At 36.1% G+C, this 26,950-nt stretch carries 28 protein-coding genes and 2 pseudogenes; 9 read left to right on the top strand and 21 right to left on the bottom strand.

Going from position 1 to position 26,950, the window contains the following annotated elements; genetic code table 11:
- Positions 1–32 precede the first annotated feature (32 nt).
- The 3 genes from CHI06_RS13150 to uxaC all read right to left on the bottom strand — a co-directional run bounded on the left by CHI06_RS13150 (position 33) and on the right by uxaC (position 4,131).
- Complete coding sequence (locus tag CHI06_RS13150; RefSeq protein ID WP_179292612.1) at positions 33–935, bottom strand: AraC family transcriptional regulator; 903 nt, start codon at positions 933–935, stop codon at positions 33–35.
- A gap of 238 nt (positions 936–1,173) precedes the next feature.
- The gene (gndA, locus tag CHI06_RS13145; protein WP_095249006.1) at positions 1,174–2,586 is read right to left on the bottom strand and encodes an NADP-dependent phosphogluconate dehydrogenase; all 1,413 of its coding nucleotides are present in this window, start codon (positions 2,584–2,586) and stop codon (positions 1,174–1,176) included.
- A gap of 141 nt (positions 2,587–2,727) precedes the next feature.
- Positions 2,728–4,131, bottom strand: coding sequence for a glucuronate isomerase (gene uxaC, locus CHI06_RS13140; RefSeq protein ID WP_095249005.1), 1,404 nt, complete (start codon positions 4,129–4,131; stop codon positions 2,728–2,730).
- A 248-nt stretch (positions 4,132–4,379) separates the two neighbouring features.
- On the opposite strand from uxaC, the gene CHI06_RS13135 reads away from it, so the two are divergent.
- A complete protein-coding gene (locus CHI06_RS13135; protein ID WP_095249004.1) occupies positions 4,380–5,573 on the top strand; it encodes an ROK family transcriptional regulator in 1,194 nt (397 codons plus the stop codon).
- A 103-nt stretch (positions 5,574–5,676) separates the two neighbouring features.
- On the opposite strand, the gene CHI06_RS13130 is transcribed toward CHI06_RS13135, so the two are convergent.
- Positions 5,677–7,086, bottom strand: coding sequence for an MFS transporter (locus tag CHI06_RS13130; protein ID WP_095249003.1), 1,410 nt, complete (start codon positions 7,084–7,086; stop codon positions 5,677–5,679).
- Positions 7,087–7,452: 366 nt separating this feature from the next.
- A complete protein-coding gene (locus CHI06_RS13125; protein ID WP_095249002.1) occupies positions 7,453–8,862 on the bottom strand; it encodes an MFS transporter in 1,410 nt (469 codons plus the stop codon).
- Between the two features lie 396 nt (positions 8,863–9,258).
- On the opposite strand from CHI06_RS13125, the gene CHI06_RS13120 reads away from it, so the two are divergent.
- The gene (locus CHI06_RS13120; protein WP_095249001.1) at positions 9,259–9,774 is read left to right on the top strand and encodes a DinB family protein; all 516 of its coding nucleotides are present in this window, start codon (positions 9,259–9,261) and stop codon (positions 9,772–9,774) included.
- Between the two features lie 539 nt (positions 9,775–10,313).
- Here the strand turns inward: CHI06_RS13120 and CHI06_RS13115 are convergent.
- The 3 genes from CHI06_RS13115 to CHI06_RS13105 all read right to left on the bottom strand — a co-directional run bounded on the left by CHI06_RS13115 (position 10,314) and on the right by CHI06_RS13105 (position 12,784).
- On the bottom strand, positions 10,314–10,922 hold the full coding sequence (locus tag CHI06_RS13115; RefSeq protein WP_095249000.1) for an exonuclease domain-containing protein: 609 nt from the start codon (positions 10,920–10,922) through the stop codon (positions 10,314–10,316).
- A 570-nt stretch (positions 10,923–11,492) separates the two neighbouring features.
- Positions 11,493–12,062 carry a TetR/AcrR family transcriptional regulator gene (locus tag CHI06_RS13110; RefSeq protein ID WP_095248999.1) on the bottom strand — a complete coding sequence of 190 codons (570 nt, stop codon included), beginning with the start codon at positions 12,060–12,062 and terminating at the stop codon, positions 11,493–11,495.
- A gap of 14 nt (positions 12,063–12,076) precedes the next feature.
- On the bottom strand, positions 12,077–12,784 hold the full coding sequence (locus CHI06_RS13105; protein ID WP_095248998.1) for an MBL fold metallo-hydrolase: 708 nt from the start codon (positions 12,782–12,784) through the stop codon (positions 12,077–12,079).
- A 202-nt stretch (positions 12,785–12,986) separates the two neighbouring features.
- Between CHI06_RS13105 and CHI06_RS13100 the strand changes: the two genes are divergently transcribed.
- The 5 genes from CHI06_RS13100 to CHI06_RS13080 all read left to right on the top strand — a co-directional run bounded on the left by CHI06_RS13100 (position 12,987) and on the right by CHI06_RS13080 (position 15,666).
- Positions 12,987–13,310, top strand: a complete 324-nt coding sequence (locus tag CHI06_RS13100; RefSeq protein WP_095248997.1) for an ArsR/SmtB family transcription factor — start codon at positions 12,987–12,989, stop codon at positions 13,308–13,310.
- A complete protein-coding gene (locus CHI06_RS13095; RefSeq protein ID WP_095248996.1) occupies positions 13,303–13,749 on the top strand; it encodes an SRPBCC family protein in 447 nt (148 codons plus the stop codon). Before CHI06_RS13100 ends, CHI06_RS13095 begins: the two co-directional genes overlap by 8 nt.
- A 149-nt stretch (positions 13,750–13,898) precedes the next feature.
- Positions 13,899–14,174: an SRPBCC domain-containing protein gene (locus CHI06_RS13090; protein ID WP_218833097.1), complete on the top strand. Its 276-nt coding sequence runs from the start codon at positions 13,899–13,901 to the stop codon at positions 14,172–14,174.
- A 308-nt stretch (positions 14,175–14,482) separates the two neighbouring features.
- Positions 14,483–15,001, top strand: coding sequence for a DoxX family membrane protein (locus tag CHI06_RS13085; RefSeq protein ID WP_095248995.1), 519 nt, complete (start codon positions 14,483–14,485; stop codon positions 14,999–15,001).
- A gap of 152 nt (positions 15,002–15,153) precedes the next feature.
- Positions 15,154–15,666 carry a DoxX family membrane protein gene (locus CHI06_RS13080; RefSeq protein WP_095248994.1) on the top strand — a complete coding sequence of 171 codons (513 nt, stop codon included), beginning with the start codon at positions 15,154–15,156 and terminating at the stop codon, positions 15,664–15,666.
- Between the two features lie 45 nt (positions 15,667–15,711).
- Here the strand turns inward: CHI06_RS13080 and CHI06_RS13075 are convergent, their stop codons facing one another.
- Positions 15,712–15,942: a hypothetical protein gene (locus CHI06_RS13075; RefSeq protein ID WP_095248993.1), complete on the bottom strand. Its 231-nt coding sequence runs from the start codon at positions 15,940–15,942 to the stop codon at positions 15,712–15,714.
- Positions 15,943–16,087: 145 nt separating this feature from the next.
- The gene (locus tag CHI06_RS13070; RefSeq protein ID WP_095248992.1) at positions 16,088–16,534 is read right to left on the bottom strand and encodes a hypothetical protein; all 447 of its coding nucleotides are present in this window, start codon (positions 16,532–16,534) and stop codon (positions 16,088–16,090) included.
- A 163-nt stretch (positions 16,535–16,697) separates the two neighbouring features.
- Here CHI06_RS13070 and CHI06_RS13065 point away from each other — a divergent pair.
- Positions 16,698–16,805, top strand: a pseudogene (locus CHI06_RS13065) (DNA polymerase beta superfamily protein); the annotation flags it as partial.
- A gap of 135 nt (positions 16,806–16,940) precedes the next feature.
- On the opposite strand, the gene CHI06_RS13060 reads toward CHI06_RS13065, so the two are convergent.
- The 11 genes and pseudogenes from CHI06_RS13060 to CHI06_RS13015 all read right to left on the bottom strand — a co-directional run bounded on the left by CHI06_RS13060 (position 16,941) and on the right by CHI06_RS13015 (position 25,727).
- On the bottom strand, positions 16,941–17,711 hold the full coding sequence (locus CHI06_RS13060) for a nucleotidyltransferase domain-containing protein (RefSeq protein WP_095248990.1): 771 nt from the start codon (positions 17,709–17,711) through the stop codon (positions 16,941–16,943).
- A 485-nt stretch (positions 17,712–18,196) separates the two neighbouring features.
- Complete coding sequence (locus CHI06_RS31085) at positions 18,197–18,400, bottom strand: cupredoxin domain-containing protein (protein ID WP_095249019.1); 204 nt, start codon at positions 18,398–18,400, stop codon at positions 18,197–18,199.
- Between the two features lie 192 nt (positions 18,401–18,592).
- On the bottom strand, positions 18,593–19,669 hold the full coding sequence (locus CHI06_RS13050; protein ID WP_095248989.1) for a copper resistance D family protein: 1,077 nt from the start codon (positions 19,667–19,669) through the stop codon (positions 18,593–18,595).
- A 1-nt stretch (position 19,670) separates the two neighbouring features.
- Positions 19,671–20,225: a copper resistance CopC family protein gene (locus tag CHI06_RS13045; protein WP_095248988.1), complete on the bottom strand. Its 555-nt coding sequence runs from the start codon at positions 20,223–20,225 to the stop codon at positions 19,671–19,673.
- Between the two features lie 304 nt (positions 20,226–20,529).
- On the bottom strand, positions 20,530–20,712 hold the full coding sequence (locus CHI06_RS13040; protein WP_095248987.1) for a histidine kinase: 183 nt from the start codon (positions 20,710–20,712) through the stop codon (positions 20,530–20,532).
- 67 nt (positions 20,713–20,779) lie between these two features.
- Positions 20,780–21,502 carry a glutamic-type intramembrane protease PrsW gene (prsW, locus tag CHI06_RS13035; RefSeq protein ID WP_095248986.1) on the bottom strand — a complete coding sequence of 241 codons (723 nt, stop codon included), beginning with the start codon at positions 21,500–21,502 and terminating at the stop codon, positions 20,780–20,782.
- Between the two features lie 148 nt (positions 21,503–21,650).
- Complete coding sequence (locus tag CHI06_RS13030) at positions 21,651–21,869, bottom strand: hypothetical protein (RefSeq protein WP_095248985.1); 219 nt, start codon at positions 21,867–21,869, stop codon at positions 21,651–21,653.
- 27 nt (positions 21,870–21,896) lie between these two features.
- Positions 21,897–21,977 (bottom strand): annotated as a pseudogene (locus tag CHI06_RS31080) (PCYCGC motif-containing (lipo)protein); the annotation flags it as partial.
- A gap of 155 nt (positions 21,978–22,132) precedes the next feature.
- A complete protein-coding gene (locus CHI06_RS13025) occupies positions 22,133–23,173 on the bottom strand; it encodes a flavin-containing monooxygenase (RefSeq protein ID WP_095248984.1) in 1,041 nt (346 codons plus the stop codon).
- A 54-nt stretch (positions 23,174–23,227) separates the two neighbouring features.
- Positions 23,228–25,366 (bottom strand): heavy metal translocating P-type ATPase, encoded by a 2,139-nt coding sequence (locus CHI06_RS13020; RefSeq protein WP_095248983.1) that lies wholly within the window; start codon positions 25,364–25,366, stop codon positions 23,228–23,230.
- Positions 25,359–25,727: an ArsR/SmtB family transcription factor gene (locus CHI06_RS13015; RefSeq protein ID WP_095248982.1), complete on the bottom strand. Its 369-nt coding sequence runs from the start codon at positions 25,725–25,727 to the stop codon at positions 25,359–25,361. Before CHI06_RS13015 ends, CHI06_RS13020 begins: the two co-directional genes overlap by 8 nt.
- Positions 25,728–25,923: 196 nt before the next feature.
- On the opposite strand from CHI06_RS13015, the gene CHI06_RS13010 reads away from it, so the two are divergent.
- Positions 25,924–26,937: a multicopper oxidase domain-containing protein gene (locus tag CHI06_RS13010; RefSeq protein WP_095248981.1), complete on the top strand. Its 1,014-nt coding sequence runs from the start codon at positions 25,924–25,926 to the stop codon at positions 26,935–26,937.
- The last annotated feature ends 13 nt before the right edge of the window (positions 26,938–26,950 follow it).

Raw genomic sequence — 26,950 nt, 5'->3', positions numbered from 1 at the left:
TATTCTTTTCCTCCTTATTCCTAAGAATATGGCTACCTGCGTTTCGTTTTACGATAATGTGAAGGAGTGGTGCCGACCTTTTCTTTAAAAAAGCGGCTGAAATGGGCTACACTCTCAAAGCCTGTTGCACGAGAAATATCTGTTAATGATTGATCAGGCTCCATTTCTAACAAATACTTTACCTGATTAAGCCGGCATGCCATCACATATTCCATCACGGTAAAGCCAGTGACTTCTTTAAAAATATGTGAAGCATAATACTTACTCAAACTTAACTCTTCTGCAATTCTGTCTAAACTGACTTTTTCAGAATAGTGATCATTAATCCAAGAGGCAATAGACTCTGCATGAAGTTCTTTTTCCGACCTTTTACTCGTCACTTGAGATAAATCCTTTTGACTCATTTTATATATCCCCATCAATAATTGAATTAACTCAAGTTTTACTTCAGCTTCCAGCAGCTCATTTTTCTTACCTGTCGGCTGGAATTCTTCATCAATATGAGAAAGTGAGCGAGCTATTTCCTTAATCCTTCCATCCACAAATTGTCCAAATTCATCGTAACCAGTGCGAATTAGGCAGTTATTAAGTTTTTTAAACGGATCTAACAAATTAGGAACTCCAAGTCCAATTAATGACTCCTGCAGCCATTTAGGTGAAAAATGAAGCATACTTCTTGTATACGTACTGTCTGTTCCTGGATTCGCTTTATGCAATGTCATTCCGTCCAGTAGAATGATATCACCAGGCTGCAATTCGTAAATGCGATTGTTAATTAAATACTTACAATCACCCGAGTGAAAAAAATAAATCTCATATTCTTGATGTGAGTGAAAATTAAAGTTGTAAAAGTCAACTCCCTGTATTCGGTAAAAACCGTATATCCACTCATCCATTATTCTTTTTCTTAATGAAGAGTTCGTTAACTTTCCCATTGCTTTCACACCCTTAGAAGTAAGCGTTAACATCGTAGTTTGCCAACTGAACATATTTATATTATATTGCAGAAATAAACAAAAAACATTCTCTAAAACTGCTCAATAATATCGATAATTTGACTGATATTGCTTTTTCACTATGATTTTTAGACAACAAAAAGGAGACAATTACAGCATTTAGGCTAGTTTTTGTCTCCTTTTGAAGGTGGTTCATAATTGTTTTTTTATTGAGGTATTATTCCATCCAATTTGTGTGGAATACTCCCTCTTTATCAATACGTTGATACGTATGTGCTCCAAAATAGTCGCGTTGTGCTTGCAGAAGATTCGCTGGAAGTGTTTCAGTACGATAGCTATCATAGTAAGCAATTGCGCTTGCAAAGGATGGAACTGGGATTCCACGCTCAATGGCAACAGCAAGAACTTGACGTAATGGCTGCTGATAGTTTTCAACGATTTCTTTAAAGTAAGGATCTAATAATAAGTTCTTTAGTTCAGGCTCGCGGTCATAAGCATCTTTAATTTTTTGTAAGAATTGTGCACGAATGATACAGCCTCCGCGGAAAATCATCGCGATATCTCCGTAACGAAGATTCCAATCGTATTCTTCAGATGCAGCACGCATTTGCGCAAAACCTTGTGCATAAGAAACAATTTTACTCATATACAATGCTTTACGAACAGCTTCGATTAATTCTTCTTTATTGCCTTCAAAGTTCTTAACTTCAGGTCCATTAAGAACCTTGCTTGCTTTAATACGCTCATCCTTCAAAGCTGAAATAAAGCGGGCAAATACGGATTCAGTGATAATTGGAAGTGGAACACCTAAGTCTAAAGCGTTTTGGCTTGTCCACTTACCAGTACCCTTCTGACCAGCAGTATCGAGGATCAAGTCAACCATTGGTTTACCTGTTTCTTCGTCCACTTTTGTAAAGATATCTGCAGTGATTTCAATCAAATAGCTGTCTAATTCGCCTTTATTCCATTCAGCAAAGACCTCATGAAGCTCTTTCGCATCTAAACCAAGGACATTTTTCAAGATAAAATAAGCTTCACAGATTAACTGCATATCTCCATATTCGATTCCGTTATGAACCATTTTCACATAGTGACCTGCACCATTTGGACCAATATACGTGCAGCAAGGATCGCCCTCTACTTTTGCAGAAATGGCTTCTAAAATTGGTTTAACAAGGTTATAAGCTTCTTCCTTACCGCCAGGCATGATAGAAGGACCTTTTAATGCGCCCTCTTCTCCACCAGAAACTCCAGTTCCAATGAAATGGAACCCTGCTGTTTCTAGTTCCTTATTACGTCTGATTGTATCTTGGAAGAATGTATTCCCGCCATCAATCAGGATATCGCCTTCTTCAAGAAATGGCTTTAATGAGTCAATGGTAGCATCTGTTGCAGTACCTGCTTTAACCATTAACAAAATTTTGCGCGGCTTTTCTAAAGAATTTACGAATTCTTCAACAGTACGTGCGCCTACAAAATTCTTTCCTTCAGCTTCGTTCTTTAAAAATTCTTCCGTTTTGTCATAAGAACGGTTGAATACAGCGACAGAATAACCGCGGCTTTCAATATTTAAAGCTAGGTTCTTACCCATTACAGCCAAACCAACTACACCAATTTGTTGTTTAGACATTATTTTTCCCTCTTTCTTCCTTAATCCTATTTTTTTATCGCTCCAACTTTATCTTGCTCAAATAAGAATATTTCACACAAAATAGCTATGTAATAAGGGGTGAGCCTTATAAAGGGCGCCCCTTAATCTTAACTTAATTTCTTAGCGCTGTAAAAAATACTTCTCTGCGTTATTGTAGCCAATATTTCTAACCATTTTCTCAAGGAATTCCATATCATTATGCGCTAGTCCTCTTTCTGCCCATTCTCCTAATAGATTGCAAAGAATACGACGGAAATATTCATGACGAGCATAAGAAAGGAAGCTGCGAGAATCTGTCAACATACCAATAAAGTGGCTCAAGAGACCTACGTTTGCAAGATCTTTCATTTGTCTTTCCATTCCATCGATATGGTCATTAAACCACCAGCCAGAACCAAATTGAATTTTACCTGGAACGCCTTCTTCATAGAAGTTCCCCATCATACCTGCTAGAACTGGATTATCTTTAGGATTAAGGTTAAACAATACTGTTCTTGGTAATGCATCTTGCTGCTCAAGAGTATCAAGGAATTTAGATAGGCCTTCGGCAAAATTAGATTCACCAACTGAATCAAAGCCAGTGTCCGTTCCAATAAGCTCTTTCATTTTTGTATTGTTATTTCTAATTGCACCCATATGAAGCTGCATCACCCATTGTTTGCCAGCATACATTTTTCCAAGCTCTGTTAATAGGAACCAACGGTAAGCAACCAGTTCATCATTAGAAAGCTGTTCGCCGCTTACTCGCTTATTGAAAATACCTTCAATCTCTTCCTTTGTTGTTTCAACGTATTCCATTTTTTGAATATCATGATCGGATGCACGGCCGCCATTTTCATGGAAGAAATCAACACGTTGCTGCAATGCCTTCAAGAATCCATCGAGTGAATCAACCTTAATACCAGATACCTCTTCTAATTTCCGGGTCCAGCTGACAAATGTAGGACGCTCAATAAATAGAGCTCCATCCGGACGAAATGTTGGTGCAATAATTGGAGTAAAGGATTCATCATTCTTCAGTAAACGATGGTATTCCAATGTTGAATTAGGATCATCGGTTGTACCGATAAACTTCACATTCGATTTTGCAATAAAAGCTCTAGCTGTATAATCCGAAGTTTTTAACTTCTCATTACATTCATCGTAAATCTCACGTGCAGTGGCAGGGCTTAGTAATTTTTCAATTCCAAAGAACATTTTTAACTCCATGTGAGTCCAATGATAAAGCGGGTTACCAATTAGGTTTGGTACGGTTTCTGCCCATGCAGCGAATTTCTCCCAATCGCTTGCATCACCGGTAATGTATTTTTCGCCAATACCGTTCATACGCATGGTACGCCATTTGTAATGGTCTCCCCCAAGCCATAATTGGGTGATATTTTCATATGACTTATTTTCCCAAACCTCTTGTGGATCAAGGTGACAATGGAAGTCAAATATCGGCAGTCCCTGGGCTGCATTTTCAAATAATTTAATGGATGTTTCAGTATTTAACAAGAAGTCTTTGTCTAAAAAGTTTTTCATTCGAAACCCTCCTGAATTAACTTACATTATTGTTATCTGTAACCCCTTACAAATATATTAAAAAAATCCAATGAAATTGCATTTCTTAATTTGTTTAGTAAACAAATTAATTACATTACCAACTTATCATGTTTATTTTGTTAAGTCAATTGAAAGATTATGAATTTTTTTTGAAACAAAGAGACCTACCTGCAATAACCTGTTATACTAGGATTATAGTAATTAAGCTGCTCGAATGGAGGATACAAATGATTACCGGTGACGCGGCATACATTAAAAAAATTAATCGCTCAATTATTCTAAGAGAAATAGTCAAAGAAGGTTTAATTTCTAGAGCAGACTTATCAAAAGTGACCGCTCTAACACGTGCAACCATCTCAGCACAGGTAGCAGATTTAATTGACGAAGGTCTAATAATAGAGACACAACTTGAGCACTATGCAGTTGGAAGAAAGCCAATCATGCTTTCCTTAAACAGTGAGGCAGGCTTCGCTCTAGGCATTGACCTGGATTATGACCACATTTCTTTTACTGTTTCTAATCTTATAGGCAGTCCTGTCAGCTCTAAGAGGATTGAAACCAATACTTCAAACTATCAGGAGATATTAAATCTCTTAGTAGAACAAATTAGAATACTCAAAAGTGAATACGCTTTCAGTCAATACGGAATTATCGGAATTGTTATTGCTATTCATGGTCTAGTCGGAAAAGATGAAACCATTCATTATGTACCACGCTTGCGCTGGAACAACATTAGCCTTAAATCTGACTTAGAAAAACAAATCGACATCAACGTTTACCTAGAAAACAATGCGAATCTAAGTGCCTTTGCGGAGAGAGTATTTGTAAACCACGAAACCGATAACTTGTTAGCTGCCACTCTTTATTCTGGTATTGGTCTGGGAATGATGATGAACAATGAATTTTTCCGAGGGCATGATGGCTTCGCTGGTGAGATTGGCCACATGATTGTTGTACCAAATGGAATCCAATGCAATTGTGGAAATAAAGGCTGCTGGGAAAGATATGCTTCTGAGAATGTTATTTTCAATACTTTATCAGAGAAACGGAATATCAAACCTATTACGTATGACCATATTCAAAAATGGCTTGACGAAGGCGATGAAGAAGTAATCCAACTAATGGAACAATTCACCTACTACCTTTCAATTGGCTTAAATAATATGATCAATATGTACAACCCTGACGTACTTGTGCTTGATAGTGAGCTCTTGCGTATCTATCCGAATTCTCTCGATAAAATTAGAGGAAATTTGAATTCTTCCATCAGCCATTACCGTGCACTTCAGATTTCTACAATTGGCAGGAATTCTGCTGTTCTAGGTGCTTGCGCACTTGCAATTAAGCTTTTCTTAAATGTCCCGATGTTGAATTTTAACTATCAAGTCGATACCAAAAAAAGCGCAAGCGTTAACATTTAATACTTTTATTACTGTAAATCCCCTTTTAGCTTTTTCGCAAAAGGGGATTTTTCAGCAATAAAAAAGATAGCTAAATCATAGCTACTTTTTTGAAAATGATTTATTATTTTTTAAATCTCATTGCAGCTAAATCGGCTGTAAGTTGCTCCGTACGCTTTTTGTTCAATGGGTATAGGAATACAATGATTAGGAATACTGCACCAAGTGTAAGCGCAGGTACTAAAGTAGCAAGTGTATGAATTCCATGTAAAGTTTCAGCCGATTGTACTTCGGCACCTGCAGTATAACTTACAGCTGCAATCGCTGCACCACCAACACCACCAGCAACCGCTTGACCGATTTTCCGTGCCATAGAGTAGATTGAGTAAACGGTACCATCTTCCCTGAGACCTGTTAAATACTCGTGATAATCGATTACATCTGTAACAAACGCCCAAACAACAAGATTAAAAATACCATAACCAAACATAGCAACTGTTAACACACCGATAAATTGTGTTGCCGTTAAATTTGGAAGGAAATATAGAATTGCGTATACAAGAGTCGCAATTAATAAGCCGCCAGAAGCCACTTCCTTTTTACCAAATCTCTTAACCAATGGTTGAATAAATGGCATTGCGACAAATACTGCAACTGCTTGAAGAAGACCAACCATACTTAATGCTTTTGCATTTGTGAAATAATCTTTAAATAGATATACGTTTACCGTACCAATTAACATAAAGACAATCATGAATGCTAATGCAGCTACAAGGAACACCATTAATGGTTTATTTTTAGTAAGCCCCTTCACTGTTTGGCCAAAATTCACTTTTTCTTTATTTGTTTCATCCATAACGATACGTTCAACAGATAATTTATAACAAGCAATATAACAAACAAGTGCAAGCCCACCGAAAATTAATGCTGCGATAATGAAACGATTTGCATCCGGTTTATTATTAACGAATAAAATAATTGGTCCAACTACGTTAATAACTAAACCTGCCATTTGACCCCCTAAAGTTCTCCAGCTTGATAGTGAAGTACGTTCTACAGGGTCACCTGTGATCACCGAAGCCATGGAGCCATAAGGAATATTTACAGTAGAATATAATGTTCCCCACACAATATATGTTACATATGCATAAGCAAGGTAAAACCCATCAGACATACCAGGTATCTTTACGAACATCAATATACCCATGATTACAAGTGGCAATGACATTCTTAAAATCCATGGTCTAAATTTCCCTTGAGCAGTTGCCTTTCTAGTATCAATGAAACGACCCCATGTTACGTCAGCAAAAGCATCCCAAAGACGTGCGACCGTAAATAAAATTCCTACATGAGCAGGATTAATATGAAAAATATCCGTATAGAAAACCATCAAGAATGAGGCGGCTAGAACAAAGAAGAAATCGTTTCCAAAATCACCAAACAAGTAGCCTAATTTATCTCTCATCCCAAATGGACGTACAGTTTTCCCACCTGATTGTGGGGATTCTACTTTCTTTTGCAATGCTTGAACCATTTCTATTCCCTCCCAAAAATATAATCTAAAAATCATTTCTAGGTTGCATTAAATTACTTTGAAACTATTTTGTGTAACCCCTTACTAAATTACTCACGAGCATGTTTACTGCATCAATTAATTTGTTTATTAAACTAATAAATTAAATGCACATTTATAATATTCCCATTTTTGTTATTCGTCAATAATTTTGTTTGTGATTTTAGTGTTAATGGTTTCTGTTTTTAAAAATGCAATTTATTTGCCAGTAGGTCATTAGCGACTTCCAGTTTTCGACCTAATAACGATTTAACTCTTTAAGCAAAAGAAAAAGAAAAAGGCAGCAAATTATCTTTGCTTCCTTTTTCTTCATATATAATTTAGTTTTTATTTTGAACTTCTTCTTTCAGCTAAATCAATTGCAAGTTGTGCTGTGCGCTTTTTGTTTAATGGATACAAGAATACGAGCATTAGGAACACTACACCAAGTATAATTGCAGGTACTAGAGTACCTAGTGTATGAATTCCTTGTAAAGCTTCACTTGTTTGTTTTTCGGCACCTGCAGTGTATCCAACTGCTGCAATTGCTACACCACCTAAACCTCCGGCAACAGCTTGTCCGATCTTACGTGCCATGGAATAGATAGAGTAAACAGTTCCATCCTCACGTAAACCAGTTAAATACTCATGGTAATCAATGACGTCTGTAACAAAAGCCCAAATTACAAGATTGAATAGACCATAACCAAACATACCAATTGTTAAGATTCCGATAAATTGTGTTGCTGTTAAGTTAGGAAGGAAATATAAAACAGCGTATACAACAGCTGCAAGTAAAATACCACCTGAAGCCACTTCTTTTTTACCAAATTTTGAAACTAATGGTCTTACCAATGGCATACCTACAAATACAGCTATCGATTGAAGAAGACCAACCATACTTAATGCTTTAGCGTTTCCAAAGAAATCTTTAAATAAATACACGTTTACAGTACCAATTAACATGAAGCAAACCAAGAACAGTAAAGAAAGGGTAAGGAACACAATGAGTGGTTTGTTTTTACCAAGACCTTTTACAGTTTTGCCAAAGCTCGCTTTCGGTTTATTTGTTTCATCCATTACAATACGTTCAATAGATAATTTATAACAAGCCATATAACAAGCAATTGCAAGAACACCGAAAATGATTGCACCTAATAGGAATCGATTCGCATCTGCTTTATTATCAACAAACAAAATCATTGGTCCAACCACGTTAATGATTAAGCCTGCTAAGTTACCACCAAGTGTTCTCCAGCTTGACAAAGCAGTTCGCTCAACAGGGTCACCTGTGATAACAGAAGCCATTGAGCCATAAGGAATATTAACAGTAGAATATAATGTTCCCCAAAGAATATACGTTACATATGCATAAGCAAGGTAAAATCCATCAGTCATTCCTGGAATATGAACAAACATTAACACCCCTGTAATTACAAGTGGCAAAGACATTCTTAAGATCCAAGGTCTGAACTTTCCATTCTTTCCAGCTTTCCTTGTATCGATAAAGCGGCCCCATGTTACGTCTGCAAATGCATCCCACAAACGTGCGGCAAAAAATAATCCACCGACTGCAGCCGGATTTAGATGAAATACATCTGTATAAAATACCATCAGGAACGCTGCAACTAGAATAAAGAAGAAATCGTTTCCAAAATCACCGAACAAGTAACCTAATTTATCCTTCATCCCAAATGGGCGTACTGCTTTCCCATCATTTTGTGGGGTTTCAACTTTCTGTTGTATTGCTCTAGCCATTATTAACCCTCCCATTAAATCGTTCTAAAATAATAAATGTAAACCCTTTAAATAATTGCTAAGACAAGTTGATGCATATTTGTGAATCCCTTTACAAAAATACAAATACTCATTGCTTTTTTATAACTTCTCGAGAGTGTATAATTATCCCAATTAATTTGTTTAATGAACTAACAAACTAACTGTATACATAGAATATCACCGTCGACAAAATCCGTCAATACAATTTTGTAAGCGTTAACCAATTTTTTTTTTCATTTTACGAATTTTCCATCTTTAAATAAATGAGCTGCTGTTTTTATCGATTCAAACCGCTTTAATTATGTGATAGGATAAATTTAGTAATGGAGATATTTCCAAATATAATATACAGAATTGAGAGGAGTGGAGAATATAATGCTTCAACGTCCAACAGAAAACGAGTATCCAGATTACTATCAACCCTATATTCAACAGGTTCCAAATGGTGAGGTTGTAGAGATTTTGCAGGATAATCTCTTAGCGGTGGTTGATCTTTTTAAGCGGCTTTCCGAAGAAGAGGCTAATCATCGTTATGCTCCGGGTAAATGGAGTGTGAAAGAAGTGCTTGGACATATAATCGATACGGAAAGAATTATGACCTATCGCCTGCTTCGTGTAAGCCGCGGAGATCAAACTCCATTAGCAGGCTTTAATGAAACCGATTATGTTGAGGCTGCCCAAACCCATAACCTTTCGATGGAAGCAATCCTTGAAGACTTCAAAGCAACAAGAAACGCCGCCATCACCCTTATTCAAAACATCCCAGCCGGAGCGTGGGCAAATATAGGCAACGCAAACGGAATGGAAATTACCACCAGAGCCATCGCCTACATCATCGCTGGCCACGAAATGCATCACCGAAAGATTGTGGAAGAGAGATATCTGAAATAGTAGTCGGACACAAGAAAAGACGGATGAATTGGCATTCGTCTTTTCTTTATTTATCAAGGTTTCTACGAAGTTCCATTAACTTTGACCTTATGATGGACAATAGGTTTTGTACAATCCGCACTTACCGGTTGGGGGTTAGATTAAGCACCCGAACAGATAAATAGACGGAAAAGTTCCGCTTAATTAGTAATCATTATTAATAAAAGCTTAAATAGACGGAGGGATTCCGCCTATTGGCTCAAAAAATTGGAAAATGAGAGATTTTGCATCACATAGTCGGAAAACCTCCCCTTATAACCCTCCAAACGAGCCCATTCTGCATATAACCGCAAAATCTCCGCTTATTTTACTTTTTACTGGCATTACCCTGAGGTTTTATATATCTGTATTCCTAATAAAGAAACTCGCCATGGCGAGTTTTACTTTTTATATGTGACGATGCCAAAACGCCTGTCATCTCGCCACGTATTTTAATAAAGACACTTCAAAACGGAACCCATTTTTTGATCCGTTTTGAAGTGTCTTTATGGATGGAGCAGTTATCCCATTTTGGTTCGAGTGGCAGCAGGCTGGTATTTTCTCATCGGTCCGTTTTCAAGTACTTCTTGAAGGTAGAGATTTCCATTAGGACTTGTTTTTCTGAGCAGGTCCATGAGGTATGTAATATCGTCAAGTGCTCTATGTGTTTGATGGTTTGTAATGTTGTGTGCTTGCAGTAGTGTTAGGAGTTTACCATTAGGAAAGCCGTAGTTTTTCCATTTAACACCCCGCATGGTACAATACCATTTTAAATCATTTACTTCTGGGTACATATGATAGAGAAAGCTTCGGTCAAAGGAAGCATTGTGAGCGAAAACGGAATCGGCACGGTGAAAATAAGTTTTAATCTTACCATCCGTGAAGATCTTCCCTTCTACTAATTCATAGGGAATCCCGTGGATTTGATAGGCACGGTCATAGTTCCTTCTTGCAGAACTGGAAAGCGGTTCTCTCAAAAAGGAATCTTCTTCAATAATTTCTTGAACTTCGCCGGTATCTGTACGATAGGAAAACAATTTCAACGCTAATTCTATTACTTCATCTGTAGTTGGCCCTAACCCGGTCGTTTCAACGTCCACAACTAAACCTAACTTCTCAAATTTCTGCATTAATTTCATTCCTTTAATCGAGATATTACATACATTATAACATCTTATTAAAAAAAAGACTTGCTCTTGGATAGGTCTTTTGGAGTTTAACGACGGCGAGTGAAACGGTGCCGGTTGGGCCGTGACGCTTTTTAGCGATCCAAGTGCATAACCTTTTTGAGAGCTAGCCAAACTTGCGACTGGCTTTTTTCGATTGATAGGTAACACTAGTAGTAGAGGCCAGTTTTGTAAAGCAGAGGCTATTCGTGCCCGTTCAAGCTGAAAAAAGAGGTTTGCGGTAACGAATAGAAGTTATTCGTGCCCGCTCAGGCTGAAAAAGGAGGTTTGTGGTAACGAATAGTGGCTATTCGTGCCCGTTCAGGCTGAAAAAGTAGATAGACGGTAACGTATAGAAAAATTATTATTATAAAACGTAATAAGATGATCTACTTTGACTTATTAGTTTAAAGTTTTTTGCTAAAATTCGTCTAAATTTTTTTTAGATATTCTTATGCCGCACCAATCATAGATACAATCTGTCGTATTCTTTCTTTCTTTCTGGAAATACACCTGTTTTTGCCCCTAATAACCTTACTTCTCACGCATACCATGAATATACGCTTTTATTATGATTTCCAGGCTTTCATTTAAATCTAACTCCATTTTAAAACCGCCCCGCTGCTCTAATGAAGAAAATCCATGCAAAATGCTCCGTAGTCCTCTTACTGCATGTAACGCGGTGTCTCCTTCTAATCTATAGGCCTGTAAAACACGCACAGTGAGTTCGACAACCTTAGAACCTGCATTCTGAACATCTTCATCTTCCATATCCGGTGCCATCAAAGTCGCCTCATAAACCCCAGGATGCTTCCGTGCAAAATCAACATAGGCTTTACTAATAGTTAGCACGGCCTCATCTCCAGACACACCTATAGCCGATTGGGCTAATACCTCATATAGCCGGTCTATCCCATAAATCGCCATTTTCTTTCTTAACCCGCCAAGCCCATCAAAATGGTTATATAATGACGGAGGACGGATTCCTAATTTTTTCGCTAGGTTTGCCAAGGTAACTTCCTGTATCCCAAATTCGTCCGCTAACTCCGCTGCTGCTCCCAGAATCTCTGTTAATTCAAGTCCAACCTTTGGTCTTGGTGACATTTTCATAAACCCCTTTATTTCAATTTCTGCTCTAAACGATTAATTGCCTGTTCCATTTTCCTAATCGGATTTCCCAGCATTTCACCATGTCCAACCGCAAGTAGCTTAGGCTGATAATTCACTATTTTCTTTGCACTTACTATAGAAGTTTCTTTACTCCATGTACCAAAGGCAGGAAAAGGAAACCATGGCACCATATCACCCGCTACGGCAATTCCTCCTCTAGTTTGGAAAGCATCACCTGCTATCAGTGCCTTTGAGCGAATATCAATGAAAGACATCGAACCCGGTGTATGCCCAGGGGTTTCAATGGCTGCCAATGATCCAATTAGGTCTCCTTCTTTCAATAGTATATTTGCTCTGGTCTTCAGCTTTTTCGGAACGCCGCCCTTAATCGGTGTTTGGTGCTCATGCTCTTCAAGCGAAGTGTCACCATTCATTATTCTGTTATCTCTGACCGAGATATACACAAGCACATCTGGTAGTGCCTCTTTTATCTTATCAAGCGCCCCAACATGATCCTCATGCGCATGCGTCAAAATAATTTTTGTAATTGGCTTCCCAATCGTTTCTGCTGCCTTTAATATCCCCTTTATACTATAAGGCAATGCTGCATCAATTAATGTTAAACTCTCCTCTTCCTCAACCAGGTAACAATTTACCGGAAACACATTGGCCATAAATGTAACTTGATATAAGAATTCGTCTTTGATCATTCTCACTTTGATCAACCTCCCTTAACTAATATCGTTAGTTTTACTTTAACTAATATGATTAGTTTTATCAAGAGATAAAATCACTTTTTATGAATTTTTTCTCAAATCCAAATTTAATGATATAATCATATATTTTTTCAAATGATATCTATGTATTAAATCCACTAATTAAGTTGACACTTAATTAAGTGTGTGCTAAATTAAACTCATGATTGAAAAAGTTATTCATGCCATCGCAGAACCTAGAAGGAGGGAAATTCTTAATCTTGTTAGAGACAAAGAACTTACCTCTAGTGCCATTGCTTCGCATTTTGAAATATCAGCGCCTGCCATTTCACAGCATCTCAAAGTTCTCGAAGAATCCGGTGTAGTGGTTGTACGGAGAGCGGGAACGAAACGGTATTATTCAATCAGAAGGGAAGGTTTTTCAGAAATTAAACAGTATATTGACCGTTTTTGGGATGATAGTTTACTTCTATTGAAAGAAGCTGCTGAAGAAGAAGAAAGGAGAATAAGTGAATCAGATGATTAGTGAGAAAATAATAAAAGAAATCTTTATTGAATGTCGACCTGAAACATTATTTACGTTCTTTATCGACCCGGATAAAATGGTGAAATGGATGGGCAGACATATTCTACTTGAGCCAAGAATTGGTGGTAAATACCGAATCGATGTCAATGGAAGTGATATCGCGATGGGAGAATATCTTGAAATTGTCCCTTATGAAAAAATATTAATGACGTGGGGGTGGGAAAAATCAAAAGTGGTTCCTCCCGGTTCTAGTAAAGTTGAGTTCAAGCTGACTCCTTATGAAAAAGGAACAAAATTAATATTAACCCATTACGATTTACCTGCTAGAGAAATTCCGTCACACCAACAAGGTTGGTCTCATTACATGCCAAGGATTAAGGATTTTGCAGAAGGCAAAGATCCAGGAGTAGATCCTTGGTCAGTGGTAGCAATGCATTAGTTTAAAAAAATAAAATTATTTTATGGAGGAAAAAAATGACTAAAACAATTCATCAAGAAGTAGTTTTTAATGCAAATCCGTTACGTATTTATGAAGCACTGACAGATACTAAACAATTCAGCTAGGTTACTGGTGGAGCTCCCACTGAAATTAGTTCTGAAGCTGGTGGTTCATTCTCCTGTTTTGGAGGGATGATTTTTGGAAGAAACATTGAATTAGTACCAGGTAAGCGAATCGTACAAGCTTGGCGTGTAGCTAACTGGGAAGAGGGGATTTATTCCATTGCCAAGTTCGAGCTAAAAGAGCAAGACTCAAAAACACTTCTTATTTTTGACCACATCGGTTTTCCTGAAAGTGATGTAGAACACCTTGCAACTGGTTGGGGAGAGAACTATTGGAGCCCATTAGAAAAATATTTAGGATAAGTGTCAAAAACTCCCCTTACTGGATAATTAAGGGGATGTTTTCTTTGCAATTAAAGGTTTAATTGTCATCCTTTATAAAACGTTAAAATGCACATATACCCCTTGATTTTCCGCAAAGTGAAGCTCAAATCATCCTCTACAGTAATTCTTTTTCCTCATTATATTAATTTAGTTTAGTGTAACAATTTGTTCAAAACTTTTTTACAATCATGTGAAACAGTGAGCAAAATACCCTCGATTCGAGATTAATTTGTTATATTTGCAGTGTAGAAAGTATTTAAAACATTTTTACAAGGAGATGCTTCAAAATGTTTATAAACTTATTAAGAGAAAACAAAATCGCGGCTGGATTTTTAACAGTCTTACGTTTATACCTTGGATATTCTTGGTTCACTGCAGGTTTTCACAAAATCACAGGCGGAGGATTCGATGCTTCTGGATTCCTAAAAGGAGCAATTGCTAATCCAGTTAAAGGGCCAGATGGCAACATGGTTTACGGTTGGTATGTTAACTTTTTAGAAAGCTTTGCATTACCAAACATTGATATGTTTAACTTCATCGTTCCTTGGGGCGAAACATTAATTGGTTTAGGACTTCTATTAGGATGCTTAACAACAGTGGCTATGTTCTTTGGTCTAGTGATGAATTTCTCTTTCTTCTTAGCAGGAACAGTTTCTCACAACCCAACAGACATTTTCTTAGGATTCATCATCTTAACCGCTGGTTATAATGCTGGTCGTATCGGGCTTGATCGCTGGGTGATTCCTTTCATTCGTAAAACAATGAAAACACAAAGCAGCAAAGACAAAGCAAAAGTAGCAGCCTAACAGATTCATGAGTTTTAACTTAGTTGTTCAAGTTCCTGTCAAAACTTTTCGAACAAAACGTGAACTTATCACTATAGTTATGTTGTTAACTACAAAAATCTTTTATAGTAAAACTATCAAATAAAACTAATTTTTGAAGGGCGGAATGCTTTATGTTTAACACTTTTTTAAGAGAAAATAAAATTTCAGCAGCTATTTTAACTATTATTCGTTTATACCTAGGCTACGCATGGTTCACAGCTGGTTTAGGAAAATTAACAGGTGGCGGATTCGACGCTTCAGGTTTTCTAGCTAATGCAGTAAAGAATCCAGTTAAAGGTCCAGACGGCAATATGGTTTACAGCTGGTATGTACACTTCTTAGAAAGCTTTGCGCTACCTAACATTGATGTGTTCAATTTCATCGTTCCTTGGGGAGAAACATTAATTGGTCTAGGTCTTTTGCTTGGATGTTTAACAACAACAGCGATGTTCTTTGGTCTCGTGATGAACTTCTCTTTCTTCTTAGCAGGAACAGTATCTCATAACCCAACTGACATATTCTTAGGTTTCATCATCTTAACTGCTGGTTACAATGCAGGCCGCATTGGTCTTGACCGCTGGGTGGTTCCATTCATGCGCAAAACTGTTTTCAAAGGGAAAGAAACTGTAAAACAACACGCCTAACAAAAAAAATGAGCCTCAATCACAAAATGATTGAGGCTCATTTTTTTAATAAATATTATCTTCTTCTCCACTTTCAAATCCTACACGATCTTGATACCAATTTGTTATTTGGGTGATTATAGCAAATACAAGGAAGAAATTCATGGCCCAGACGTTAATAAACGGTGCTAATCCTCCAAACTCAATTCCATGATAACCCTTTAGTTTCATTACAATCATGGACTCAATAAAAATTAGAACAAAACCCAAAATACCCGCAACAGCCATTCTAATCATTTCCGTTCCCTCCATATCTACCCATTAGGTTCACCCTATTTCTATTTCTTCAAAGATATAAATTTGACAATTCTGTGAACACTTATAACCCTATTATAGTGCATATTTTATGGAAACAACAACAACATTATATTTTTAGAAAGTATTAATTTTTTAGCCATTTATATAATGATGTGAAGAATGTTAATGTAGAAGCATAAATGAGGAAGGTATAGAAATTAACAAAAATCGTATTTGTGTATTGGTTTAACCAAGGAAATCGATAAATTCTCGATTCTTCATTTGTGGGGGGACCACCTAATTTCTGAATCAACTCGTTAAAATAAGATACTTCTAGCACACATGCAGCAAGAAGGACGATAAAGGAACAAACAACAAAATTTCGCCAGGTAGTCCTTATAAAGACTGCATCCTTTAATTTTAGAAATAGTTCATATCCAAAAAGGCCAAACGTCAGCAGGACAAATGGAAATATAAGAATGACGGGATTACCGTTTCCTGAAAAGGACTCAGGACTAAATGAAAATTCCTTCACCATTAAAATTGCAATTAAACAAAGCAGAAAGTATATAATTAATTGTCTTGATAACATCTTATCACCCCCTATTAAAAGGAATAAGGACCTATTGTTTATATATTCAGCAATAAGAGTGTTATTCCCTTGACCTTGCAGAGAGCATCAGGATGTTAGGATTGATTAGCAGCACCTCGGGTTAGGATATGGAAAGCAGTCAAATAAAGTAAATGAGGTATTATTGAGTGAACAACTCTTAATCGTACTGGAACAAATTGAACAAGAATATGATGTTAAAGTCCTTTATGCCTGTGAATCGGGCAGCAGAGCCTGGGGATTCCCATCGAAGTAACTAGAGTCCTTTTTGTTTGTATGTAAACTTCACACAAAAAGAGAAAAAACAATTGGGTTTTGTGTGCAATCTTTTGACTCAAAAAAGACTCTTTTTAGACCCCTAACACAACAACTGTTTTAAAAATTTTTTCTATAAAATTTCAATTTCCCAACTTTCCCTTATACTTTCTAAAAAAAGATCATTCAATAAAGGAGTTGGGTCTTTTTTGTTTGTTTCAATTGTTTTTACATATTCAAATAAACGTTTTATTTCGTTGTTGATAAAATCATTAATGTTTTCTACATTAGATACTTCACTTTCCCCATTTGATTTTTTCACTATTAAATTTTTTATTTCCTCTTTTATTTCTACAGTAGGTACCATTTTTTCAACCAGAACAGAAAACTCCACTGATGGAAACTGGCTATTTGCTTCTATCCATTTTGCAGAAAGTATGGGTCTAAGGATATTAAAGTAATTTTTAACTATATTATTTACATTTTTTCTCCGAAAATTTTTATCTCCCATATGAAGATAATGGTACAAGCATGCTTTAGGTGAAAATATGTCTTTGGTATGATACCTTAATTTATCAACAGTTAAACCCGACTTTAAATAAACAACTTTGCTATGTATGCATTCTAGAATAGTGGGGTTAGATTTACGATATGATTTTAAACATTTTTGTAATTCCCAGCCAGTGATGTCGAGCTTTTCACTAATTGGCAACTCAATGAAATCCTTTTGCGAATCTATGGTTAGATACCAGTTTGGCCTGTGTATGTAAATAAATCGAATATCATAATCACTATTAATATTATGTTGCCCCCAGGAACGTGATCCACTTTCACAAGCATACAGAATCTTTATATCGTATTCTTTCTCTATATGTTTTAGTTTTCTAATTATTTCTACTTTCATAGGATTTACACCTTCGACTTTATTATTTATTATCTATAAGTTCGTATTAAGTATATAGAAAAAAGGTACATCAATTTTTCTTATTATTGGTATTTTCGATTGATTTAATGATTAAAAAGAATTTTAATTTGTGTCCAATAAAAAGGCGGAGAATGAACATTTATCCTCAAAAAATAGTAATTTATTAAATCTATTAAAATGCAATTATAAGGAGTATCACTTACAATGAATGAGAAAATTAATGTATGAACAACATCACGGGACTCTGCATTTTGTGATGACATTGAATTGAGATAGACATCCACCACTAGGCTAGCAAGCTTCAATATTCTATTTTGCAACTTAATAATAAACGTTCCAATGTATCATCCTCAACAACCCAACCCTTGATATAGTGGCGATTTTTTAACACTTAAATCTTTTACTCCTTGGAACTGTGGTCCTTACAATAATATAAAACCCCCTATTAAAAGGGGGTTTCTATCCTATTGAACAATAACTGTACCTTTATACATCCCCGTTCCACAAGAATAGTCGTAAGTTCCAGGTTTTAAGGAGTCGATATTAACATAGTTATTTGTATTTTCCTTTAAAGCAACATTAAACTCAAGATCCTCGGATAGAATGATGCCCGTAAAGCCGAGTTCTTCCGTTTTGAATTTAATAATAGAGGGCGTCCCAGCTTTTATACAATATTATTTGAACTGTATTCTGTGGCTTCGACCACAACTTCATGGACTTCGTTGCTTGATTCCGTAAATTGTATATCCGCTGGTTCAAATATATAACATAACTTGTTAAAAGAACAATTAATGAAATACTTACCCATAGCAACATATTGGATTCTCCTATTTTCCCTTATTAACTATTCATTTATATGCTTAAATTGTTAAAGAAAACATCAAGCCGAAATACATGGCAAAAATAAGACTTATTCCGAAAAATACAGCTACTAAAGGTTTTACTTTCTTGAAACTAACAACAATTAGTACGGAAAAAATGAGTGAAAATGTAATTAAAATTGCAGTAAGGAAATTCATAGTTATTCCGATATTTAATGTTGAAAGAATGTCTTTTTCTAACAACCATTCCACCCATTTTGAAGCCCCTTCTGATCTTACTGTGAAATCAACCTCATGAGGTGGAGATAACGTTCCTAAAACACTTGTAAAATAAAAAACTATTAAAATAATAAAACTTTCTGCTTTTACCCAAGGACGTGGATTAAACGAAGGTATGGTCGCTGCCCTTTTGGCAAGAACGCCATTAATAAACGCAAATACGAGTACAGGAATAACACTTAAATGCTTTAAGAGCAGCATTTGTCCATATGGTAATACCCAAGACCTTACATAGTCCTTTGGTTCAACAACATATATCATAAGAGTAACGCCACTTAATATGATAATGATAATACATGCAACGGCAAATGGCGTAAACCATCGTAAAAATTTCGGCCATTTCTGTTGCTCATTTGAAAACCAAGCAACATGTATTAATATGCCTGTCCACAATGTGACCATTAAAAAATGCGCCGAATGCGCAAATAAACCAACCCAAAAAGTTAAAGAGGCCACATGACTAGAGTATCCAACTCTTAATACCATCAATAATAGCCACAGTGCCTGTAAGTATTTAGATCCGTTAACTAGTATTGTCATCCATAAGAACACTGACATAAACCCAATGAAAATCCACGCTTGACCTACTTGAAAATCCGTTAAAACTGAAAATATTGCTAAAGTAAGCCCAACACTGTCACTGAAATATAAAATCGTCTGAGCTACAGGCCCTAGGGTAAAAACAAAAATACCCAAAGTCGATAATAATAATATACTCCTAGAAATGTTGATTTTTGGTTTATGGGAATCAGGTACGAATTGTAGAACAGCATGCCCTATTAAAAACGAAAAAACTATATAATTTCCGATTTCCGCTATTGGAATAATAACATTCATCTCATTTCTTCCTTCCAAAGAGCAGGAATATACCAATTCCCAAAATCAGTACAACCACAACTGAAACTATTATCTTGATTGTGTTTGATGATTGTGTGTTATTTTGTTCAGTAGTATTATCGCTTTTCAACTGATCTTCAGCCTTACTATCATCTTTTTCAGTAGTAATAGGCTCTTTCGTATCAGTCGTTTGCTCTTGTTCTACCTCTTGCTCCATTTGGACAGTAAAAGGGATTTCTCCTGTAATTAAGTGACCATCTTCCCCCGCTATACTCCACTCAATGAGATAGGAGCCATTATCTAAAGGAGTGGATAATGTACCAATCATTTGTTTTTCTTGAAGTTCAACATTTATAGGTACTTCCTGTCCAACCTTCAGTAATTTCATCGTACTTAATGATTCAATTTGTCCTTCAAACGTTAGAACCATTTCTGTTAGGTCTTCCGTTACAACTTGACCATCTTCAGGGTTAGAAGTTGTCAATGCAGTATGTGCATTCGCAATAGTTGGAACGATAAATAATGTACTAATAATTAAGAAAAATAATTTCTTCAATGTTACTGTTTCCCCTTTCTTGATGTATTAAAACTCTCCGATTCATATCACCATATTTTATCATGAATTAAAACATTTTGAATTTCAACCTTCTTTCTCTTTAAATCCATAAAACTATTTTCCAGCTTTCTAGAATTCAAACCCTTCATAATGTTTAATGAAACACTTACTATTTTCATTCAAAAACAGAAAAAATCCGCAGCTTTTGTAAAAGCTACGGATCCAATTAATTCACAGGTGGGTAACCTAGATAATTTAACTTTTTACAATATCATTGGCATGTTTTTTCTAGACATAAGCAGAATTAGTTTTTATCTCCCCTAAAAAATAAGAAGTATGATATCAATCCTGATAAAACACTAGCACCAGCTGAAATAAAAATTCTCGTTTGTAAATCAATTTCAATATAATCTTTCTCAAGCCTCCACATTGCCAAAATCATTACAATGAACATTGTTGAAATTGTCAAAGTTAACCTTTTCGTCATTTTTCCCTTTCCCTTCTAAAACATGGCATTTCTTAATTAATAAGTCATTGAACAAGATTCCAGACGTCTATTTACTTAATGGAAAGTATAATCTCATTCCAGATTTTAATTCCGTTCCTTGTTGAATATGATAGTTCTTTTTAAAATGATTATAACTTGAAATTTCCGCCAATTGCACTTTTCTCAAACCTAACCACCATAAGAACACCATATAAGGAGGTAGCGACAGCCAAGAGCCTTGGTTCAACAATAAATAATTAAATATTCCATGTAATAAAGCTGGAAGTAACATAGAAAACAGTAAGAAGGGCAGCTTTGATTCTTTTGTAAACTTGGCTTTGCTAATATAATACCCCATAATAACTCCAAACAAGGCATGGCTAGAGACAGGCAGTAATGCACGTGTAAGAGCGAATTCCATCCCATTAGTCATTAAATACATAATATTTTCGGCAGTTGCAAACCCCAAAGATACAGAGGTTCCATAGACAATACCATCAAAAGGCTCATCAAATTCCACATTCCTGTATGCAAAAACGAATAAAATGGACCATTTAAAAAATTCTTCAACCAAACCTGAAGAAAAAATTGCATAAATGGAATCATATTTAACAATATTTTCTGCTTTAAGTACATATTCAATAAATGCTATCGGAAATATAAGCAACGCACCAGAAATAAACGTAAAAAGTACCATTAATACAGGTTCTGGTTCATACTTATCTTTTAAATAAAAGTAACTTAATAATGCTAATCCAGGGGCAATTCCTGCAAGTAGAATCTCTAACATTTCCAACCCCCATGACATTTTTAATAGTAAATATATTTTAATAATAACCTAAAAAGACTGGAATTGAAAATTCGGGCATAGAAAAATCCCCTTGTAAGACAGTATAGCCTAGCCTGCCTGCACAAAAGGGATAGTATCGCTTCAGTTTCTAATCAATCTCATTTATTTTCATATCATCCATACAACCGTCTTTTTCAGTTGGGGTATTTTTATCTGTAACTGCCTGTTGGTTATCGATTCCCAGTGCACAAGCGTCTTCTTCTTGTAGCTTTGTGTTTTGCTCCGCCGCAAAGGAACTTGCTAATACAGCTCCCACTCCCCCAAATAGACAAAGAAAAAGAATAATCATCAAGGAAATTTTTTTCATTTACTATCTATTCCTTTCTTTATATTACTATTTTGGAACTGGAGTAGGCGTTGGCTCCCCAAACTCTTCATATTTTTTAGTGATTAATCTATTAATTTCTTTTAACTCAGCTACTCCACCCGTAACCGTGCCTATAAAAATAAAAATGAATATATATATAAACTGGCTCCAATTGCCTCTGCCAGAGAATGCCTCCAATGATACGTTTTTACATTATATTCGTATCTAAGTTTCCCATGACTTGTACAAAGGATTGGAACCCATTATTCATCCCTTAATAATTTTTCAACAATATATTTTGCATCTGTTCCTACTCCTTGAAGTAATGCTGATCCCCTTCGAGATTGCCAAGGTAAACCCAAAAAGTATAATCCATTAATTGAAGTTAACCCTCTTTGATGTATTGGGAGCCCTTTTTCATCTAAAACTTCGGGGATTTTTAGCCAACTATAATCTGATTTGAATCCAGTGGACCAAATCACATTCGACACTTTTAATCGGGTATTGTCATAAAAGAATATATCATTCTTATTAGCTGAAATTGCTCTAGGTTTTAATACCACCCTACCATTGGTTACTTGTGATTTAAGCTCGAATCCAAATATAGGGTCTGGTTTATTCTTTATAAATTGACCAACTTTACTATGTACATTAGCCTTTAAGACTCCTAATTTATCAAACCACCAAAAAATACTTCTGTTGGCTATATTCTGGGGCAGGAATTTTAGTTGCTGTCCAACTGACAAATACACCTTTCTTTCCATTGATATTTCAGCAGCAATTTGAGCCCCTGAATTCCCCCCTCCCACGACGAGTGTGTCACCTCGCTTTAATTGATTAGGATTTTTATATTTTGATGAATGAAGTTGAAGGATATTTTCTGAAAGAAGTTGTGAAAATTCTGGGATGAATGGTTCTTGGAAAGGACCTATTGCTACAATTACATTTCTACTAGGATATTCACCTTTTGTGGTGTTCAATATAAAATGATCTTTTTTATCCAAATTCAAAACTGAGGTATTAAGTTGAATAGGTAGCGAAAAAGTATTTGCATACAATTTTAAGTAATCCGAAATTTCTTCTTTAGTAGGATACTGTTTTTCCTCCCCATTTAATAATAACCCTGGTAGAGAACTATAAGAGTGTGGTGTAAACAGGGTTAAGGAATCGTATCTATTTTTCCAACTTTCACCGACAGCACTTCCCTTATCTAAGATGAGAAACGATAATTTTGTTTGTTTTAAATAATATCCCACGGAAAGTCCAGCTTGACCTCCTCCAATAACAATAACATCATAAATCATGTAATTTCACCCTTTTAACAAAGAAGGCTTCCCAATTGTTTGGGAAGCCTCTTCTTATTTGTCTTTTACCCTGAGAAGCCTTAAGCCATTTAATGTGACAATAAGTGTCGCACCCATATCAGCGAATATTGCAATCCAAAGGGTTAACCAACCTGGTATTACTAATAGTAATGCAACAAGTTTGATACCTAATGAAAACGTGATGTTTTGTTTAATGATAGCCAAGGCTTTTCTACTTAGCTTTACGGTGAACGGAAGTTTTCCAAGATCATCTGCCATTAAGGCAATGTCTGCCGTCTCAAGAGCAGTATCTGTTCCAGCTCCGCCCATGGCTATCCCAACTGTAGAAGCAGCCAATGCTGGTGCGTCATTCACACCATCTCCGACCATTGCAACACGGTCATATTTATTTCTTAGTTCTTTAATAAAGGTTAATTTGTCTTGAGGTAATAGTTCTGCCTTTATGTTAGATACCCCTACTTGATTCCCAATTGCATTGGCGGTTCCTGAATTATCCCCCGTTAACATAATGGTTTCTTGAATGCCTATCGAGTGGAGTTTTTGTATGACAGATTTACTATTTCCTCTTACTTCATCAGCAACTGCAAGTAGTCCCAATATTTCTGTTTCAGTCCCCGCAACCATAACAGTCTTTCCTTGATTTTGTAATTCGGAGATGGTCGCTTTAAGGTTTGATGGAATTCCATTCGTTAAGATTTCATCAAATAAATTAGGACTGCCTACATAATACATTTTATCGTTCACTTTTCCTTTTATGCCTTTACCTGTAATCGAGGTAAATTCTTCAATAGGAAGGTGTCGATATGGTAATTCCACTTCTTCTGCTTTCTTCATTATTGCTGAAGCTAATGGGTGCTGTGAGCCATTTTCCAATGCAGCAATAATTGTGAGCAATTCATTAGGTTTTGTATCTGATTGTGGAAGATAATTCGTTACGACTGGGACACCATGGGTTAAAGTTCCTGTTTTATCAAAGGCAATAGCTTTGATTGCTCCCATTTCCTCCAAATGAATTCCACCTTTAATTAGAACGCCATTTCGAGCCGCATTTCCTATTGCTGTTACGATTGCAACTGGGGTTGAAATGACTAAAGCACATGGACAACCAACCACTAGAGCAGCCAAACCTTGATAAATCCATTTATCCCAATCTCCGTCAAAGAACAGAGGTGGTATCACAGCTACAACTAATGCTACAAGCATAATGAGTGGAGTATAATACTTTGCAAATCGATCGACAAATGCCTGAGAAGGAGCTCTTTCTGCTTGAGCTTCCTCGACCAAATGAATAATCTTTGCAATAGTTGTGTCATCAACATGTTTGGTTACTTTAACTTCAAGCAAACCTTCTTCATTTAACGTTCCAGCAAATACCTCATCATTTATGTTTTTTGCAATGGGGACAGATTCACCCGTAATGGCAGCCTGATTAACTGCTGATAATCCCTTAATTACAATCCCGTCCATCGCAATTTTTTGGCCTGGTTTTACAATCATAATGTCGCCGATTTGAATTTCGTCAACTTCAACAGTTAACTCTTTATTTCCTCTTCGAATTAGTGCTTCCTTTGGAGCGATATCCATTAATGATCGTATGGACTGACGTGCCTTATCCATTGAATATGATTCAAGAGCTTCGCTTATGGCAAACAGGATAACAACGGTTGCTCCTTCACCCCATTCACCGATAAATGCAGCACCAATGACCGCAATGGTCATTAATGTTTTCATATCAAACTCTAAACGAAATAAATTCTTTAATCCTGTACTAAAAAGTCGGTAACCACCGACTACCATTGAAGCCCCATAAGCTAAAATGGATGAAGTACTCTCTTCCCCATTTAATTGCCCTGAAAACCAACCAATAAGTAAGAATACCAATGAGGCAATGACAGTTGAGTGTTTTTGCAGGAACGGCACTTTTTTCTCTTCAATTTTTTGTTTTTCAGGAACAACTTTTATGTTTTCAAAAGCACCAGCTTTTTCAATTTCCTCAATTGTTGTATTCCCATAAACAGTAAGTTTTGCAGCACCAAAGTTTACACTTGCATCAGAAACACCATCCAGGTGTTTTACGTTCTTTTCGAACTTAGTGGCACAGCCAGCTCAGGTGAATCCTTGTACTCGGTAAACGGTTTTCTCATTTGTTTTTTCCAAACCAGCATTACTCATGAGTTTTCCCCTCCAATTGATGAGTAAAGGCTATTTGAATTAGTTGTCTTACATGATCATCATCTAATGAATAATACACTAATTTGCCTTCCTTACGATATTTCGCTAAACCTAAATTTCGAAGAAGTCGTAAATGATGAGACGCAGTAGCAGTTGTACTTCCTACAATATTCGCTACATCACATACACACAATTCATCTTCCTCACTTAAGGCGTAAGCAATCTTAATTCTAGTGTCGTCAGACAACGCTTTAAATATTTGTGCAACAGACATGGTATCTCTGTGTGAAATAACTTCTTTTACACGATTTACTTTATCTTCATCCACGCAGGTTACTTCACATACATCTTCATGTTTCAAAAGATTACTCCTCCTTATTCAAACCTTCATTTGATTATTAGTATATACAACAACTATTTTAACGGTCAAACATTTATTTGAATGTTTTTATAAAAATCTTCATTTGGTGATTGACAAAAAGTTTGTCCTTATCATAGAGTATTGGCAAACACAAATAAATTTGCATTAAGGAAACTTTTTAAGGGGAGGTCAAAGAATGGCTGACAAGAAAATTTCTCGGCGGGATATATTAAAAATCGGAACTACTGGGGCACTGGGGATAGCAGGAAGTATATATTTTAATAAGGTTGCACCATTCTCTAATGTGGTTCATGCTGACAGTCATACATCTAGTCACAACAGTCATTCCACAAATCACACTACTATGCATGATTCTGAAAAAACAGAAGGTTATAAAATGGCTGAACGTCTCTTAACCGAATTTGATTATGGAAAAGTGACGAATCTTTCAGATGGTCGGACTTTACGCGAATACAAGGTTGTTGCAATTGATAAGGAAATTGAAATTGCAAAAGGAATTAAGTTTCCAGGATGGACCTACAATGGGACGATTCCAGGACCAACCTTTCGTTGTACCGAAGGGGATTTACTACGGTTTCATTTTATTAACCAAGGAAGTCATCCACACTCAATTCATTTCCATGGTATTCACCCACCAGAAATGGATGGATTAGAGGCTATTGCTCCAGGCCAATCCTTTACGTATGAATTTGAAGCAAAGCCCTATGGATTACAAATTTATCATTGCCATGTTTTACCTTTACGCCGACATATTCATAAAGGTTTATATGGAAATTTTATTATTGATCCAAAAACACCAAGGGAACCAGCATTAGAATTAAATATTGTTATGAATGCGTATGACTTAGATTTAGATGGTGCAAATGAATTTTATACGGTAAATGGCTACGCATTTGCATTTATGAATCATCCCATTAAAATCAAGAAGGATGAGCTTGTCCGCATTTATTTAAGCAATTTAACCGAGTTTGACCTGTTAAACTCATTCCATTTACATGCCAACTATTTCACCTATATTCCAACAGGTAGAAATGATAACCCATCTCAATTTACAGACACCGTTATGCAATGCCAGGGTGAACGTGGGATACTTGAAGTTCGCTTTCCATACAAAGGAAAATATATGTTTCACGCTCATGTAAGTGAATTTGCGGAGCTGGGCTGGATGGGATTTTTTGAGGTTGAATAGAAAGGAGTGTAAA

This window comes from Bacillus sp. 7884-1 (genome assembly GCF_002272245.1).
Taxonomy (GTDB): Bacteria; Bacillota; Bacilli; order Bacillales; family Cytobacillaceae; genus Neobacillus.
Note: the sequence above shows the minus strand (reverse complement) of the source record. Positions and strands in the feature narration are given on the sequence as shown.

Coding starts and splice junctions, on each gene's coding strand:
- CHI06_RS13150 (WP_179292612.1), bottom strand. CDS start 935: ATGGGAAAGTTAACGAACTCTTCATTAAGAAAAAGAATAATGGATGAG.
- gndA (WP_095249006.1), bottom strand. CDS start 2,586: ATGTCTAAACAACAAATTGGTGTAGTTGGTTTGGCTGTAATGGGTAAG.
- uxaC (WP_095249005.1), bottom strand. CDS start 4,131: ATGAAAAACTTTTTAGACAAAGACTTCTTGTTAAATACTGAAACATCC.
- CHI06_RS13135 (WP_095249004.1), top strand. CDS start 4,380: ATGATTACCGGTGACGCGGCATACATTAAAAAAATTAATCGCTCAATT.
- CHI06_RS13130 (WP_095249003.1), bottom strand. CDS start 7,086: ATGGTTCAAGCATTGCAAAAGAAAGTAGAATCCCCACAATCAGGTGGG.
- CHI06_RS13125 (WP_095249002.1), bottom strand. CDS start 8,862: ATGGCTAGAGCAATACAACAGAAAGTTGAAACCCCACAAAATGATGGG.
- CHI06_RS13120 (WP_095249001.1), top strand. CDS start 9,259: ATGCTTCAACGTCCAACAGAAAACGAGTATCCAGATTACTATCAACCC.
- CHI06_RS13115 (WP_095249000.1), bottom strand. CDS start 10,922: ATGCAGAAATTTGAGAAGTTAGGTTTAGTTGTGGACGTTGAAACGACC.
- CHI06_RS13110 (WP_095248999.1), bottom strand. CDS start 12,062: ATGTCACCAAGACCAAAGGTTGGACTTGAATTAACAGAGATTCTGGGA.
- CHI06_RS13100 (WP_095248997.1), top strand. CDS start 12,987: ATGATTGAAAAAGTTATTCATGCCATCGCAGAACCTAGAAGGAGGGAA.
- CHI06_RS13095 (WP_095248996.1), top strand. CDS start 13,303: ATGATTAGTGAGAAAATAATAAAAGAAATCTTTATTGAATGTCGACCT.
- CHI06_RS13085 (WP_095248995.1), top strand. CDS start 14,483: ATGTTTATAAACTTATTAAGAGAAAACAAAATCGCGGCTGGATTTTTA.
- CHI06_RS13080 (WP_095248994.1), top strand. CDS start 15,154: ATGTTTAACACTTTTTTAAGAGAAAATAAAATTTCAGCAGCTATTTTA.
- CHI06_RS13075 (WP_095248993.1), bottom strand. CDS start 15,942: ATGATTAGAATGGCTGTTGCGGGTATTTTGGGTTTTGTTCTAATTTTT.
- CHI06_RS13070 (WP_095248992.1), bottom strand. CDS start 16,534: ATGTTATCAAGACAATTAATTATATACTTTCTGCTTTGTTTAATTGCA.
- CHI06_RS13060 (WP_095248990.1), bottom strand. CDS start 17,711: ATGAAAGTAGAAATAATTAGAAAACTAAAACATATAGAGAAAGAATAC.
- CHI06_RS13050 (WP_095248989.1), bottom strand. CDS start 19,669: ATGAATGTTATTATTCCAATAGCGGAAATCGGAAATTATATAGTTTTT.
- CHI06_RS13040 (WP_095248987.1), bottom strand. CDS start 20,712: ATGACGAAAAGGTTAACTTTGACAATTTCAACAATGTTCATTGTAATG.
- prsW (WP_095248986.1), bottom strand. CDS start 21,502: ATGTTAGAGATTCTACTTGCAGGAATTGCCCCTGGATTAGCATTATTA.
- CHI06_RS13030 (WP_095248985.1), bottom strand. CDS start 21,869: ATGAAAAAAATTTCCTTGATGATTATTCTTTTTCTTTGTCTATTTGGG.
- CHI06_RS13025 (WP_095248984.1), bottom strand. CDS start 23,173: ATGATTTATGATGTTATTGTTATTGGAGGAGGTCAAGCTGGACTTTCC.
- CHI06_RS13010 (WP_095248981.1), top strand. CDS start 25,924: ATGGCTGACAAGAAAATTTCTCGGCGGGATATATTAAAAATCGGAACT.